The sequence below is a fragment of the Pseudomonas sp. NPDC079367 genome (assembly GCF_044542195.1).
Classification (GTDB): Bacteria; Pseudomonadota; Gammaproteobacteria; order Pseudomonadales; family Pseudomonadaceae; genus Aquipseudomonas.
The window spans coordinates 53,645-67,509 of sequence record NZ_JBITTW010000012.1 but is presented as its reverse complement, the minus strand read 5'-3'; the positions used below and the strand labels follow the sequence as shown (position 1 = coordinate 67,509).

The 13,865-nt window shown below is 60.4% G+C and carries 14 protein-coding genes; 6 read left to right on the top strand and 8 right to left on the bottom strand.

What is annotated here, in order from left to right:
• Positions 1-7: 7 nt before the first annotated feature.
• Both ACIGDJ_RS13005 and katB read right to left on the bottom strand, forming a co-directional pair.
• The gene (locus ACIGDJ_RS13005) at positions 8-553 is read right to left on the bottom strand and encodes an ankyrin repeat domain-containing protein (RefSeq protein WP_313005418.1); all 546 of its coding nucleotides are present in this window, start codon (positions 551-553) and stop codon (positions 8-10) included.
• A 59-nt stretch (positions 554-612) separates the two neighbouring features.
• Entirely contained in the window at positions 613-2,154 is a 1,542-nt protein-coding gene (katB, locus tag ACIGDJ_RS13000; RefSeq protein WP_101158807.1) for a catalase KatB, read from the bottom strand.
• A gap of 285 nt (positions 2,155-2,439) precedes the next feature.
• Here katB and mscL point away from each other — a divergent pair, with 285 nt between their 5' ends.
• On the top strand, positions 2,440-2,853 hold the full coding sequence (gene mscL, locus ACIGDJ_RS12995) for a large-conductance mechanosensitive channel protein MscL (RefSeq protein WP_024014404.1): 414 nt from the start codon (positions 2,440-2,442) through the stop codon (positions 2,851-2,853).
• A 45-nt stretch (positions 2,854-2,898) separates the two neighbouring features.
• Here the strand turns inward: mscL and ACIGDJ_RS12990 are convergent, their stop codons facing one another.
• Positions 2,899-3,675, bottom strand: a complete 777-nt coding sequence (locus tag ACIGDJ_RS12990; protein WP_313005421.1) for a ferredoxin--NADP reductase — start codon at positions 3,673-3,675, stop codon at positions 2,899-2,901.
• A 287-nt stretch (positions 3,676-3,962) separates the two neighbouring features.
• On the opposite strand from ACIGDJ_RS12990, the gene ACIGDJ_RS12985 reads away from it, so the two are divergent.
• Positions 3,963-5,087 (top strand): class I SAM-dependent methyltransferase, encoded by a 1,125-nt coding sequence (locus ACIGDJ_RS12985; protein WP_313005423.1) that lies wholly within the window; start codon positions 3,963-3,965, stop codon positions 5,085-5,087.
• Positions 5,088-5,157: 70 nt separating this feature from the next.
• On the opposite strand, the gene ACIGDJ_RS12980 is transcribed toward ACIGDJ_RS12985, so the two are convergent.
• The 3 genes from ACIGDJ_RS12980 to ACIGDJ_RS12970 form a co-directional block, all read right to left on the bottom strand.
• Positions 5,158-5,325 carry a DUF2474 domain-containing protein gene (locus ACIGDJ_RS12980; protein ID WP_016773090.1) on the bottom strand — a complete coding sequence of 56 codons (168 nt, stop codon included), beginning with the start codon at positions 5,323-5,325 and terminating at the stop codon, positions 5,158-5,160.
• A 77-nt stretch (positions 5,326-5,402) separates the two neighbouring features.
• Positions 5,403-6,410: a cytochrome d ubiquinol oxidase subunit II gene (gene cydB, locus ACIGDJ_RS12975; RefSeq protein ID WP_101158810.1), complete on the bottom strand. Its 1,008-nt coding sequence runs from the start codon at positions 6,408-6,410 to the stop codon at positions 5,403-5,405.
• Between the two features lie 3 nt (positions 6,411-6,413).
• Positions 6,414-7,859: a cytochrome ubiquinol oxidase subunit I gene (locus tag ACIGDJ_RS12970; RefSeq protein WP_101158811.1), complete on the bottom strand. Its 1,446-nt coding sequence runs from the start codon at positions 7,857-7,859 to the stop codon at positions 6,414-6,416.
• Between the two features lie 394 nt (positions 7,860-8,253).
• Between ACIGDJ_RS12970 and ACIGDJ_RS12965 the strand changes: the two genes are divergently transcribed.
• Positions 8,254-9,489 carry an MFS transporter gene (locus ACIGDJ_RS12965; RefSeq protein ID WP_313005429.1) on the top strand — a complete coding sequence of 412 codons (1,236 nt, stop codon included), beginning with the start codon at positions 8,254-8,256 and terminating at the stop codon, positions 9,487-9,489.
• A 5-nt stretch (positions 9,490-9,494) separates the two neighbouring features.
• Here the strand turns inward: ACIGDJ_RS12965 and ACIGDJ_RS12960 are convergent, their stop codons facing one another.
• Together ACIGDJ_RS12960 and ACIGDJ_RS12955 are read right to left on the bottom strand one after the other, a co-directional pair.
• Complete coding sequence (locus ACIGDJ_RS12960; RefSeq protein WP_313005431.1) at positions 9,495-10,046, bottom strand: DJ-1 family glyoxalase III; 552 nt, start codon at positions 10,044-10,046, stop codon at positions 9,495-9,497.
• 67 nt (positions 10,047-10,113) lie between these two features.
• Positions 10,114-10,560, bottom strand: a complete 447-nt coding sequence (locus ACIGDJ_RS12955) for a DUF4879 domain-containing protein (RefSeq protein ID WP_101158814.1) — start codon at positions 10,558-10,560, stop codon at positions 10,114-10,116.
• A 220-nt stretch (positions 10,561-10,780) separates the two neighbouring features.
• On the opposite strand from ACIGDJ_RS12955, the gene ACIGDJ_RS12950 reads away from it, so the two are divergent.
• The 3 genes from ACIGDJ_RS12950 to aroQ all read left to right on the top strand — a co-directional run bounded on the left by ACIGDJ_RS12950 (position 10,781) and on the right by aroQ (position 13,862).
• A complete protein-coding gene (locus tag ACIGDJ_RS12950) occupies positions 10,781-12,076 on the top strand; it encodes an NCS2 family permease (RefSeq protein ID WP_313005435.1) in 1,296 nt (431 codons plus the stop codon).
• Positions 12,073-13,152: a tRNA (uridine(54)-C5)-methyltransferase TrmA gene (gene trmA / locus ACIGDJ_RS12945; RefSeq protein ID WP_101158816.1), complete on the top strand. Its 1,080-nt coding sequence runs from the start codon at positions 12,073-12,075 to the stop codon at positions 13,150-13,152. Before ACIGDJ_RS12950 ends, trmA begins: the two co-directional genes overlap by 4 nt.
• A 269-nt stretch (positions 13,153-13,421) precedes the next feature.
• Positions 13,422-13,862 (top strand): type II 3-dehydroquinate dehydratase, encoded by a 441-nt coding sequence (aroQ, locus tag ACIGDJ_RS12940; protein ID WP_101158817.1) that lies wholly within the window; start codon positions 13,422-13,424, stop codon positions 13,860-13,862.
• Positions 13,863-13,865: the final 3 nt, after the last annotated feature.

The window sequence follows — 13,865 nt, the reverse complement described above, 5'->3', positions numbered from 1 at the left end:
TCGCCGATCAGTGCGGCGCAGCGGTGCGGATTTCGCCGCTGGCCAGACGCGCGGCACTGTTGCCCAGCGGATCCTCGGCATTGAGGTCGGCGCCCTTGGCTTTTAATGCATCGAGCAATTCCAGACGTTTGAACAGCCCGGCATACATCGCCGCTGTCTGGCCGGCGCCGTTACGTTGGTCGGGGCTGCAATCGGTAGCCATCAGGCGCCGGGCGATCTGCAACTCGCCTTTGAAAATCGCGCCCATCAGCGCCGTGTTGCCGCGTTGATCCTGCGCACAGGCATCGGCTCCGGCGGCGAGCAGGCGTTCAACCGCCGGCGCCTGACCGTGATATGCCGCCAGAATAAGCGCGGTGTAACCCTTGTTGTCACGGGTATCGAGGGAATAACCGGACTCGATAAACGTCTCGAGCATCGGCACATCGCCGCGCCGGGCGGCATCGAAGTAGTAATCCTGCAACTGCGCCTTGAGCGACTCGGGGCTTTGCTCGACCGGCGCCGCCGACGCTGCGAACGACAGACACGCGGTCAACCATAAAAGACAAATACGCATCGAACTCTCTCCTGAACGCACGCGAGGCCGGACGGGCCCTCGCGTGCGCCGCATCGCTATCAGTCGGTCAGTTTCGCCGCCAGTGCTTTCACGCGGCCGAGATCGCCCTTGGCCACCTCGGTCACGCCGCTGCCGTACTCAGGGTCGGCCTTGTACAGGAACGACAGAATGATGTGTTTGCTCTCGTCATCGGTGGTAGCCAGCGAGCCGCCGAAGCTGTCAATCAGGTCGCGACGCTCCTGCTTGCTGTACGAGCGATACAGATCACCGGCCTGCTTGAAGTTCTGCTCACGCTGAATCTTCGCCTGCTGGGTGCTGCCCGACAGCGCCGACTGGCTGTAACGCGCCGCTGGCGTCTCTTCACGCGGTTGCAGGCGACTTGGCTGGTAATTGACGCCGGACTGGCTGGCGCCGAAGTTCATCGCGCCGTCCTGATTGCCATTGTTCACTGCGGTTTTCGGCGCGTTGATCGGCAATTGCAAAGCGTTGGCGCCGAGGCGATACATCTGCGTATCGGCATAAGAGAACACCCGCCCCTGCAACAAGCGGTCTTCCGAAGGCTCGATACCCGGAACGACGTTGGCCGGCGCCATGGCCACTTGTTCGGTTTCCTGGAACACGTTGGCAGGATTACGGTTCAAGACCATTTGTCCCACTTTGCGCTCGGCAATCCCCGGCCAGATCTTGGTTGCATCCAGCGGGTCGAAATCGAACGTGGACAAATCCTGCGGCTTGAGAACTTGCACGTACAAGTCCCACTTCGGAAAGTTACCCTTGTTGATATTGCTCACCAAGTCGTTGGTCATGTGACTGTAATCCTGACCCTGAACTTCGCTGACTTGTTTTGGCGTGAGATTCTTGATGCCTTGCAAACTCTTCCAATGAAACTTCACATAGTGAACTTCATTTTTTGCATTGATCAGCTTGTAGGCATGCACGCCATTACCATCCATCTCTCGATAACTGGCCGGCGTGCCGTAGTTGGAATACAACTCGGTCAGTGTGCGGGTGGCTTCGGGTACGTGCGAGAAGAAATCGAACCGGCGCGAATCATCATCGAGGTTAGTGCGTGGATCGGGTTTGAAGGCGTGCACCATGTCCGGGAACTTGATCGCATCGCGGATGAAGAAGGTCGGGAAGTTGTTGCCGACCAGATCCCAATTACCGTCAGCGGTGTAGAACTTGGTGGCGAAGCCGCGCGGGTCGCGCAGGGTTTCCGGGGAATGGTTGCCGTGCACCACGGCCGAAAAACGCACGAATACTGGCGTGCTCTGACCTGCTGCGAACACCTTGGCCTTGCTCAGGTCGCTGAGGTCGTCGGTCACGGTGAAGGTGCCGTGGGCTCCGGTACCGCGCGCATGCACGACGCGCTCGGGGATGCGTTCACGGTCGAAGCGCTGCAGCTTCTGGATCAGCTGCACATCCTGCAAAAGCACCGGGCCGGTGGCCCCAGCGGTTTGCGAGTTCTGATTGTCACCGACAGCAGCGCCATTATCGCGGGTCAGCGGAGCGGCATTGACCGAGAAGGTCAGCAGGCTGGCGGTGAGGACGCCGAGGGTGCGGCGATGGGGAAAAGCCCCCAGTCCAGGAGTGGTTGTCATCTCAGATTCCTCTGGTTTTATTGGGCGCATCCGGGTGCGCCACACCAAGGCTAGAGGCCTGTGCCGCAGAACATAAATAGAAAGAAAATAACGCCACGATTGAAGAATTTGCCTGTGCAATCAGCGATTTAACGCGTATTTCGCGCGCGACTGCTGGCACTTTGCAAACTAATCGTCAATTGATGTGTCGATAAAAACGGGCATTGTAAGAAGGTGTTTCGCGCAATAGGCGTTTCGCTGATTTACACTGCTCACACCAAACTCATCTGTAACAAGGAAATAACTATGGGCGTGCTTAGCGAGTTCAAGGCCTTCGCGGTCAAAGGCAATGTGGTCGATATGGCCGTCGGTATCATCATCGGCGCGGCGTTCGGCAAGATCGTTTCGTCGTTTGTCGGCGACGTGATCATGCCGCCGATCGGCCTGTTGATCGGTGGGGTCGACTTCAGTGATCTGGCCGTCACGCTCAAAGCCGCCCAGGGTGACGCGCCCGCCGTGGTGCTGGCTTACGGCAAATTTCTGCAGACGGTGCTGGATTTCGTGATCGTCGCATTCGCGATTTTCATGGGCGTCAAAGCCATCAACCGCCTCAAGCGCGAAGAAGCCGTCGCACCGACCGCGCCGCCGATCCCGAGCAAGGAAGAGCAACTGCTGGGCGAGATTCGCGACCTGCTCAAGGCGCAGAACGAACGGCCCTGAAGCATTCGCTTCGCAATAAAACGGCACCTGCGGGTGCCGTTTTCGTTACCAGTAATTCTCCACGGCAACCTGCCCCGGCTTGCGCGTCAGGCTCAGACGCATGTCGCGCTGCTTGAGCAAGGCGCGGGTGTCGTCGATCATCTGCGGGTTGCCGCACAACATTACCCGCGAATGCTCTGGCGAAAGTTGAACGCCTGCCGCTCGCTCCAGTTCGCCATTTTCGATCAGCGTAGTAATCCGGCCCTGCAACGCCCCGGGATGCGCTTCACGGGTCACGGTCGGGATGAATTGCAGCTTGTGCGCATGCTCGCTGAGGTAGTCACGTTGCGCCAACCCGGCGATCAACGCCTGATAGGCCAGCTCCCGCGCTTCACGCACGCTGTAAACCAGGATGATGCGCTCGAATTTTTCCCAGACTTCGAAGTCCTGCAGGATCGACAGAAACGGCGCCACTCCGGTACCGGTGGACAGTAACCACAGATCTCGGCCGTCGACAAAGCGATCCAGCGTCAGGTAGCCGAACGCCTGACGCTCGACCATCAAAGTGTCGCCAACCTGGAGCCGGCTCAGCTCACTGGTGAATTCGCCGCCAGGCACGACGATGGAAAAGAACTCAAGAAACTCGTCGAACGGCGACGACACCATCGAGTAAGCGCGCCAGACCGTGCTGCCGTCAGCCTTGGTCACGCCCAGCCGCGCGAACTGGCCGGCGCGGAAGCGAAACCCGGGATCGCGGCTGGTGCGCAGCGTGAACAGATTCGGGGTCAACGGTTGCACATCAAGCAAGGTCTGGGTGGTGTATTTCTCGGCACTGGCAGTCATGAGGCACTCCTTGAGACGATCGGCCTCAGTGTCCCGCAAAACAGGCTCGCCAAACACTCGTGATTGGTAATGATATTCAGGCGATCGCCGCCGCGCGGGCCGGGTTCACCTGACAGCTGAACGCTATCGCGCGGTAATCCTTCAAGTATTTGCGTGCAAAAAAACGTACCATTCAGGCCTCTCCGAGTGATGACGCACACCGCTTGCATCGCAGTCCACTCGGTCGGATCCCGTCGCACGACATGCAGGCAACGGGATATCTGCCGAATAGCCTGAGTCCTCGCCCCATGCCTTTGCTCGAAACACCTTTCGCCCAACTCGACCTGATCCGCCAGCCCGAACAGCAGAATGAACCGCTGCAAGCCTTCGATGCAGCCGACGAATACCTGCTCAATCATCTGGCCGGCGAACAACTGGCAAGCAGCGCCCGCGTGCTGGTGCTCAACGACAGCTTCGGCGCCCTGGCGATCAGTCTGCTGGGCAAGGCCGAAGTCAGCAGCAGCGGCGACTCGTTCCTGGGTTTCGTCGGGCTGGAAAGGAATCTGCTGCGCAACGGCCAGGCGTTCGACGCGATCCGTCCGATACCGGCCAGTGAGCCTCTGGTCGGGCCGTTTGATCGGGTGCTGATCCGGGTTCCCAAGACCTTGGCACTACTGGAGGAGCAGTTGATCCGCCTGCAAGGACAACTCGCTCCGGGCGCGCAAGTGATCGCCGCCGCCATGATCAAGCATCTGCCGCGTGCTGCCGGCGATCTGCTGGAGCAATACATCGGCCCGGTGCAGGCGTCGTTGGCGGTGAAAAAAGCCCGGCTGCTGATCGCCACGCCTGAAACCAAAACGCCCGCTACATCGCCCTACCCGACTCGTTATCGCCTCGACGAACCGGCGATCGAACTACTCAACCATGCCAACGTGTTCTGCCGCGAAGGCCTGGACATCGGCACTCGCGCCTTTCTGCCGCATCTGCCCAACAACCTTGGCAACGCGCGAGTCGCCGACCTGGGTTGCGGCAACGGTGTTCTGGCAATTGCCAGTGCCCTACGGAACCCGGATGCGCATTACACGCTGGTCGATGAATCGTTCATGGCGGTGCAATCGGCTGCCGAGAACTGGCGCGCGGCGTTGGGCGATCGCGAAGTCATCGTGCGCGCTGGCGACGGTCTGGCCGGGCAAGCGCCGCAGTCACTGGACGTGGTGCTGTGTAATCCCCCCTTCCATCAGCAGCAGGTGGTCGGCGACTTCCTCGCCTGGCGCATGTTCCAGCAGGCGCGCGAGGCGCTGGTAGTCGGCGGTGCGCTGTACATCGTCGGCAATCGTCACCTTGGCTATCACAGCAAACTGGCGCGCTTGTTCCGCGGTGTCGAGCAAGTTGCGGCCACGCCGAAGTTCGTCATCCTCAAAGCCCGAAAATAGTACCGGGCATAAAAAACCCTCCGTGAGGAGGGTTGCAAAGCCGTACCCGAAGGCGCCGGGACGGGATGTATCAGTGGGTGGTCAAGCCTGCGGCATTCATGAACATGCGCATCAGGCTGGCGGCGATGAACAGCACGCCCACGCTGCCTACCCAGATCAGGGCCAACCAGCCGAGCCGCTGCCACAGCGGTTTTTTTTCGGCTTCTTCGATGTCGTGCAGGGAATGTTTGCCGGTCATTGTCTTCAAACCTCTTCAAAATTGATGGCGCTGCTGGCGACGCCATCGCGGGCAAGCCCGCTCCCACAGGGTTTCGCTTAGTGGTAACCATCTTCATGGGTGACCTTGCCGCGGAACACGTAGTAGCTCCAGAAGGTGTAACCCAGGATGAACGGGATGATGAACAGTGTGCCGACCAGCATGAAGCCCTGACTTTGCGGCGGCGCGGCGGCGTCCCAGATCGAGATCGACGGCGGCACGATGTTCGGCCACAGGCTGATGCCCAAACCACTGTAACCGAGGAAGATCAGCACCAGCGTCAGCAGGAACGGCGTGTAGTTGGCGTTACGTGCCACCGCGCGAATCAGCCCATACAAGGTCACCAGCACGAGAATCGGCACCGGCATGAACCAGAACAGATTCGGCATGCTGAACCAGCGCGAAGCAATTTCCGGGTGCGACAACGGTGTCCACAGGCTGACGATACCGATCACCGCCAGCAGGACGAACGCCAGCGGCCGCGCCAGATTGTGCATTTGTTCCTGCAACTTGCCTTCGGTTTTCATGATCAGCCAGGTGCAGCCGAGCAAGGCATACGCCACTACCAGCGCCGCGCCGCAGAACAGCGTGAACGGCGTCAGCCAGTCCAGTGAACCCCCGGCAAACTGGCGGTTGACCACTGGCAAACCGTCGATGAACGCCCCCAGTGCCACGCCCTGAAAGAACGTCGCCGCGATCGAACCACCGATGAACGCCTTGTCCCAAAGGTGACGTTTTTCATCCTTGGCCTTGAAGCGGAACTCGAACGCCACGCCGCGGAAGATCAGGCCCATCAGCATGAAGATCAGCGGCAGGTACAGCGCCGACAGCACCACCGAATAGGCCAGCGGGAACGCGCCGAACAACGCCGCGCCACCCAGCACCAGCCATGTTTCGTTGCCGTCCCAGACCGGAGCGACCGTGTTCATCATCACGTCGCGATCGGTCTTGCCCGGCACGAACGGGAAGAGAATGCCGATGCCCAGGTCGAAGCCGTCCATGACCACGTACATCATGATGCCGAAGATGATGATCACGGCCCAGATCAGCGGAAGATCAATACCCATGAGTCAAATCTCCTTGGTCAAGCGAGTGTTGTCTTCGTGCTCGCCCTCGGCCGGATCGTCGGCTGCGGACAACGGACGCGCCGGGGTGCGTTTCTTGCCTGGACCACCGTCCGGCGTTTCGCTGCCCTCGCTGATCTTCGGCCCTTTGCGTACCAGACGCATCATGTAGCCCAGACCTGCGCCGAACAGGGCGAAATAGACCACGACGAACATGATCAGGGTGATGCTCATCTGCATGAAGCTGTGGTTGGACGAAGCATCTGCAGTGCGCATCAAACCGTAGACCACCCATGGCTGACGGCCGATTTCCGTGGTGAACCAGCCAGCCAGAATCGCGATCAGGCCCGAAGGTCCCATCCACAAGGCCAGATGCAGGAACGGCCGCGAGGTATACAGCGAGTCGCGCTTGCGCAGCCACAGACTCCACAACCCGGTGAAGATCATCAGGAAGCCGAGGCCGACCATGATCCGGAACGACCAGAACACGATGGTCGAATTCGGCCGGTCTTCGGGTGGAAATTCCTTCAGCGCCGGTACCTGTTTGTCCAGCGAATGAGTGAGGATCAGGCTGCCGAGATAAGGAATCTCCACGGCGAATTTGGTGCGTTCTTCTTTCATGTCCGGCCAGCCGAACAGAATCAGCGGCGTCGCTTCGTCGCCATGGTTTTCCCAGTGGCCTTCGATTGCCGCGATTTTCGCTGGCTGATGCTTGAGCGTATTGAGGCCGTGGAAGTCGCCGATCACTGCCTGGATCGGCGCGACGATCAGCGCCATCCACATGGCCATCGACAACATGGTGCGGATCGCCGGGTTGTCCCTGCCACGCAGCAGGTGCCAGGCCGCCGACGAACCGACGAAGAACGCCGTCGCAACGAACGCGGCAGTCGCCATGTGCATCAGGCGATAAGGGAATGACGGGTTGAAGACAATGGCCAGCCAGTCGGTCGGGATAACCTGGCCGTTGACGATCTCAAAGCCCTGCGGCGTCTGCATCCAGCTGTTGGAGGCGAGAATCCAGAAAGTCGAAATCAGCGTGCCGACCGCCACCATCACCGTCGAGAAGAAGTGCAGGCCGCGCCCGACCTTGTTCCAGCCGAACAGCATCACGCCGAGGAAACCGGCCTCAAGGAAGAATGCCGTAAGCACTTCATAAGTCAGCAACGGCCCGGTAACAGCGCCGGCGAAGTCGGAGAAGCGGCTCCAGTTGGTGCCGAACTGATAGGCCATGACCAGCCCGGAGACCACGCCCATGCCGAAGTTGACCGCGAAGATCTTCGACCAGAAATGGTAGAGGTCACGGTAGGTGTCGTTGCGGGTTTTCAGCCACAGACCTTCGAGCACCGCCAGGTAACTCGCCAGGCCAATGGTGATGGCCGGGAACAGAATGTGGAACGAGATGGTGAACGCGAACTGAATTCGGGCGAGATCGAGAGCCTCTAAACCGAACATATGGCTTCCTCTGTCAGGTAGTACGGGTAGCGGACCCGGAGGCCTGCACCACTGCCCCCACGGATATGGAGTGCGGCGAATTCGGATTCGTTCTTTTTTTACAACCATCGCAACGCAGGGAGTCTGGCCAACTGGCCGTCAGATCAGTTCCGGATGAGGCCTTGATCTGGATCAAGCAACGTTGAAAGAGTAGTCCCATTTTTGCCAACGAACTGCGTGGTCGTTTGCCGCGTGGCAAGTTGTCTCACTCTTCAGAATCAATCGAATGGCCGACGCGCCTGATCCACGCGGCTTACAAAATCGTTGTCTGGCTGACCGAATTATTTCCAGTAGCAACTTCCTGTTACAGACTGGTGATAATCTCGCCGTTCACTCGTCCAAGACTTGCCTTCAGATGCCCACACCAGCGCCCCTGCTGTTACGTCACCATCGCCCGTTCATGGCCTTCTGGCTGGCGCGAATTTTCACCGCCAGCGGTTTCCAGATGCTCACCGTGGCGATTGGCTGGAATCTTTATCAACTGACCGGCAACGTACTGGATCTGGGCCTGGTCGGGCTGGTCGAATTCGCCCCGCGTGTACTGTTCATGCTGCACACCGGGCATGTCGCCGATCGCTATGACCGGCGCAAGGTCGCCGCGCTCTGTCAGTCGTTGCAGGCATTGATTGCCTTGGCGCTGGCCATCGGCAGTGCGACGGACCATGTCACCCGCGAGATGATTTTTATCCTCGCCTTTCTGCTCGGCGCGGCACGTTCGTTCGAGATGCCGACGACTCAGGCGCTGCTGCCGAGCATCGTCCCCAGCGCGCTTTTCCCCCGTGCAGTGGCCGCCGCGCAATCAGCGCAACAGTCGGCCACCATCGTCGCCCCGGCTCTCGGCGGCTTGCTCTATGCATTTGGCAGCGTCTGGGTCTACGGCCCGACCGTGTTGCTGTATGTGATCGCCTGTTCGCTGATGCTCAACCTGCCGGCACGCCAGAAGCCGTTGAATAAAGGCAAAGCCACGCTGGATTCATTGCTGGCCGGGATTCGCTTCATCCGCAGTCGCCCGGACATCCTTGGCGCGATCTCGCTGGATCTGTTCGCCGTGTTGCTCGGTGGCGCCACGGCGTTGCTGCCGGTATTCGCCAAGGACATTCTGCTGACCGGTCCGTGGGGCCTGGGTTTGCTGCGCTCGGCGCCAGCGGTGGGCGCGTTGCTGATGTCACTGTTTCTGGCGCGATTTGCCGTGGAACGCAATGTCGGCCGGGTGATGTTCACCGCTGTCGGCATCTTCGGCGTCGCCACCATCGCGTTCGGCCTGTCGACCTCGTTCTGGTTCTCGCTGGCGGTACTGGTGGTGCTCGGCGCGGCGGACATGATCAGCATGGTCATCCGCGCCTCGTTCGTGCAGTTGGAAACCCCGGACGAAATGCGCGGCCGGGTCAGCGCGGTCAACGGCCTGTTCATCGGCGCTTCCAACCAGTTGGGCGAATTCGAATCCGGCCTCACCGCCCACTGGTTCGGCACCGTGCCGGCGGTGGTCATGGGCGGGATCGGCACGCTGGTGGTGACGGGAACGTGGATCAAACTGTTCCCGACGTTGGCCAATCGGGACCGGATGCATGTGCCGGTGGAGGAGAAGGTCTGAAACTTTCAAGCCATCAACTCCCCCGCCATCTTCAACCGCAACGCCTTGCCGCCAAGTTGCTCGACCAGGGTCAAGGCAAACTCCAGCGCCGCGCCAGAGCCTTGGGCGGTGACGCAGTTGCCGTCGACCACCACCGGTTGATCAACAAACGTACAGCCTGAGAGTTGGTGGCTGGCGCCGGGCAGGCAGGTCATGCGGCGCTGGCGCAGCACACCTGTAGCTTGCAGCGCGACAGCCGGGGCTTCGCCGATGGCGGCGAACAGTCGGCCGGCGCTGGCTTGATCCTTGAGCAATTGCTGCAAGGGCTGATGCGCCGCCAGATGCTGCGAACCGACGGCGCCGCCCGGCAGGACGATCAGGTCAAAGCTTTGCGCCAGCACATCGACCAGCATGCCGTCGGCGGTGAGCCGGGTGCCGCGCGCGCAGGTCAGCATGCGCCGGCCTTCGATGCTGGCGGCGACCACCTCGATGCCGGCGCGGCGCAGCACGTCGATCAGGGTCACGCTTTGCAAATCATCGATTCCCTCGGCGAGGGCAATCAGAGCTCTGGAAGTCATGGGCGCTTTCCGCTGGGTAGTCTGTAAAGCGTAGACAGCTTTGTCCCACCCTGTTCGAAGACAGCCGTTACTTGATGTAAAGCTGGGTCGAGAGTGTGTTGCGCGGGGCGTTTATCGAAGTGTTGCTGAAGCTGAAGGTGCCTTCCTGCTTGCCAGCCAGATCGAAGGTATAAAGAGAACCGACGGTTTTGCTGCCAGGCGTGCACTCGGTGAGATTGCCATTATCGAAGGCACACACCGGACCTCGGGTGCCGTTGACCTCGAAGCCATCCAGAGTCACGTGCGGCTGGTTCTGGCCATAGCCGACTTCCAGCACGTAGACCCTGATGTTCGGCCCGCTGTGATTGCACTGGGTTTGCGGTTGGTTATCGGCAATATCCTCCAGGCCGCAGGACGGCGATTGCACCTTGATCACCTTCACTTCGCTCAACGGCGGCGCCGATGCTGCGAACGCCGGGACTGCCACCAGCACTGCTGCAACCAATCCAAAAACTGTTATCCCGCCGTTGCGCATGCCTGCCCACTCCGAAAAATCAGCGCGCAGTATGGCGCAGTTGTCTGCTGCGCAAAACTTCGCCGACGATCGACACCAACATCCGCCAAATTCTTCACGCGGCTGGTATGATGCGCGGCTTTTTCCGGCCCACGACAATTTTCCAGGCGCTTGCGACGGTCTGTGCTTTGCTGTTGAGGTCGATACATTCACGGCGCCATGCGCGCCCCGGGGAGCAGACATGCTGGAAAGGCTGTTTCAACTCAAGGCACACAACACCAACGTGCGCACCGAAATTCTTGCGGGCGTCACGACTTTCCTGGCCATGGCTTACATTCTGTTCGTCAACCCGAGCATCCTCGGCGAGACCGGTATGGACAAGGGCGCGATCTTCGTCGCCACCTGTCTGGCGGCCGCCATCGGTTCGACCGTGATGGGCCTGATCGCCAACTACCCGATCGCCCTCGCCCCTGGCATGGGTCTGAACGCCTTCTTTACCTACACCGTGGTTCTGCACATGGGCCACACCTGGCAGGTGGCGCTGGGTGCGGTGTTCATTTCCGCCGTGCTGTTCTTCCTGTTGTCGATCTTCCGCATTCGGGAATGGATCATCAACGCCATCCCGCTGCCACTGCGCTCGGCGATCGCCGCCGGTATCGGCCTGTTCCTGGCGCTGATCGCCCTGCACAACGCCGGCATTGTGGTCAGCAACCCGGCGACCATGGTCGGCCTCGGCGATCTGACCAAGCCTGCACCGATTCTGGCCACCGTCGGCTTTGCCGTGATTGTCGCGCTCGAAGCGCTGAAAGTGCGCGGCGCGGTGCTGATCGGCATTCTCGCCGTGACCGTCGCCTCGATCGTACTGAACGTCACCGAGTTCGGCGGCATCCTGTCGATGCCGCCGTCGTTGGCGCCGACCTTCCTGCAACTGGACATCAAAGGCGCACTGGACATCGGTCTGGTCAGCGTGATCTTCGCCTTCCTGTTCGTCGACCTGTTCGACAACTCCGGAACCCTGATCGGCGTCGCCAAGCGCGCCGGCCTGATGGGCAAGGACGGCCACATGCCGAAAATGGGCCGGGCGCTGATCGCCGACAGTACGGCAGCCATGGCCGGCTCGCTGCTGGGCACGTCGACCACCACCAGCTACATCGAATCCGCAGCCGGCGTCAGTGCCGGTGGCCGCACTGGTTTGACCGCCATCGTCGTGGCAATCCTGTTCCTGCTGGCGCTGTTCTTCTCACCCCTGGCGGCCAGCGTTCCAGCCTTCGCCACCGCGCCAGCCCTGCTGTTCGTCGCCGTGCTGATGACATCCGGCCTGGCGGAAATAGACTGGGATGACATCACCGTGGCTGCGCCGGTTGTGATCACTGCACTGGCGATGCCGTTCACCTATTCGATCGCCAACGGCATTGCCTTCGGTTTCATCGCCTGGACCGCCATCAAGCTGCTGTCCGGCCGTGCCCGTGAGCTGAACCCGGCGCTGGTGATTCTGTCGATTCTGTTTGTGATCAAGTTGGGTTGGTTCAACGCATGAGTTTCGATTCCCAAGCCTACGCCGAACAACTCGAAGCCAAGGTCGCGCGCTTGCGTGAGCTGCTGGCGCCGTTCGATGCACCCGAGCCGACGGTGTTTGATTCGCCGTTGCAGAACTTCCGCCTGCGCGCCGAATTCCGCCTGTGGCGCGAGGGTGGCGAACGGCATTACGCGATGTTCTCTCAGGACGACAAGCGAACGCCGATCCTCATCGAGCAATTCCCGATTGCCAGCCTGCGCATCAATCAGTTGATGCCGCAGTTGAAAGCGGCATGGCAGGCCAGTTCGGCGCTGAGCCATAAGTTGTTCCAGGTCGAATTCCTGACCACGCTGGCCGGGGACGCGATGATCACCCTGTGCTATCACCGCCCGCTGGACGAGCACTGGCACGCGGCGGCGACTCGGTTGTCGGCCGATCTCGGCGTGAGCATCATCGGCCGCTCCAAGGGCAGGCGCGAAGTGCTTGGCCAGGATTATGTCGTCGAAAAGCTCGAAGTCGGCGGTCGCACCTTCAGCTATCGCCAGCCCGAAGGCGCGTTCACCCAGCCCAATGGCACGGTGAACCAGAAGATGCTCAATTGGGCATACGAAGCCTTGGGCGATCGCAGCGATGATCTGCTGGAGTTGTACTGCGGCAACGGCAACTTCACCCTGCCGCTGGCGACTCGCGTGCGCAAAGTGCTCGCTACCGAAATCAGCAAGACTTCGGTCAACGCAGCGCTGAGCAACCTCAGCGAAAACGCTGTGGATAACGTCACGCTGGTGCGTTTGTCCGCCGAGGAGCTGACCGAAGCGCTCAACGAAGTGCGCCCGTTCCGCCGCCTGCATGGCATCGATCTGAAGAGCTACGAATTCGGTAGCGTCTTCGTCGACCCACCGCGCGCCGGCATGGACCCGGACACCTGCGAACTGACGCGGCGCTTCGACAACATCCTCTACATCTCCTGCAACCCGGACACCTTGGCCGCCAACATCGCCCAACTGCACGACACCCATCGCATCACCCAGTGCGCGATGTTTGACCAGTTCCCGTGGACGCATCACATGGAATCGGGTGTGTTGCTGACCCGGCGCTGATTGCGGGTAGTTGAAATGAGAAAGCCGTCGTGATTGACGGCTTTTTTATGGGCGCTCTAAAAGATCGCAGCCTTCGGCAGCTCCTGCAGATAACCGCGTTCCACATGCAGGAGCGGCCTAAGGCTGCGATCTTTTGATCTGTGCGATTACCGAACATAAAACGCCAAGGTCATTTTTGTTCAATTGACCAATGTAACCACCTGGTACATTTTATCCCCACAGGCTGAAACCTCTCGGCCGATGCCAAAAACAAGAAGTGGAGTTGCCCCATGTCCCCTATCGTTCTGGTGCTTAACGGCCCGAACCTGAACCTGCTCGGCACGCGTGAGCCGGCGACTTATGGTCATGAAACCCTGGCGGATATTTCGGCGCTGTGTGGTCGCGCGGCTGACGAGTTCGGCCTGACGGTGGAGTTTCGCCAGACCAACCACGAAGGCGAGCTGCTCGACTGGATTCACGCGGCGCGCGGTCGTTGCGCGGGGATCGTGATCAATCCGGCCGCGTGGACGCATACGTCGGTGGCTATTCGCGATGCCTTGGTCGCCAGTGAGTTGCCGGTGATTGAGGTGCATCTGTCCAACGTGCATGCCCGCGAGCCGTTCCGTCATCACTCGTTTGTTTCCGGCATCGCCACGGCGGTGATGTGCGGCTTCGGCAGCCATGGTTATCGCCTGGCGCTGGAGCATTTCAGTCAGCGGTTGCAGGGATGAAGG

Bases quoted from the DNA above. Each gene is read 5' to 3' on its own strand.
- cydB (WP_101158810.1), bottom strand. From the start codon at position 6,410: ATGGGTATTGATCTTCCGCTGATCTGGGCCGTGATCATCATCTTCGGC.
- ACIGDJ_RS12950 (WP_313005435.1), top strand. From the start codon at position 10,781: ATGCTGGAAAGGCTGTTTCAACTCAAGGCACACAACACCAACGTGCGC.
- ACIGDJ_RS13005 (WP_313005418.1), bottom strand. From the start codon at position 553: ATGCGTATTTGTCTTTTATGGTTGACCGCGTGTCTGTCGTTCGCAGCG.
- ACIGDJ_RS12960 (WP_313005431.1), bottom strand. From the start codon at position 10,046: ATGACTTCCAGAGCTCTGATTGCCCTCGCCGAGGGAATCGATGATTTG.
- ACIGDJ_RS12955 (WP_101158814.1), bottom strand. From the start codon at position 10,560: ATGCGCAACGGCGGGATAACAGTTTTTGGATTGGTTGCAGCAGTGCTG.
- katB (WP_101158807.1), bottom strand. From the start codon at position 2,154: ATGACAACCACTCCTGGACTGGGGGCTTTTCCCCATCGCCGCACCCTC.
- ACIGDJ_RS12990 (WP_313005421.1), bottom strand. From the start codon at position 3,675: ATGACTGCCAGTGCCGAGAAATACACCACCCAGACCTTGCTTGATGTG.
- mscL (WP_024014404.1), top strand. From the start codon at position 2,440: ATGGGCGTGCTTAGCGAGTTCAAGGCCTTCGCGGTCAAAGGCAATGTG.
- aroQ (WP_101158817.1), top strand. From the start codon at position 13,422: ATGTCCCCTATCGTTCTGGTGCTTAACGGCCCGAACCTGAACCTGCTC.
- ACIGDJ_RS12970 (WP_101158811.1), bottom strand. From the start codon at position 7,859: ATGTTCGGTTTAGAGGCTCTCGATCTCGCCCGAATTCAGTTCGCGTTC.
- trmA (WP_101158816.1), top strand. From the start codon at position 12,073: ATGAGTTTCGATTCCCAAGCCTACGCCGAACAACTCGAAGCCAAGGTC.
- ACIGDJ_RS12985 (WP_313005423.1), top strand. From the start codon at position 3,963: ATGCCTTTGCTCGAAACACCTTTCGCCCAACTCGACCTGATCCGCCAG.
- ACIGDJ_RS12980 (WP_016773090.1), bottom strand. From the start codon at position 5,325: ATGACCGGCAAACATTCCCTGCACGACATCGAAGAAGCCGAAAAAAAA.
- ACIGDJ_RS12965 (WP_313005429.1), top strand. From the start codon at position 8,254: ATGCCCACACCAGCGCCCCTGCTGTTACGTCACCATCGCCCGTTCATG.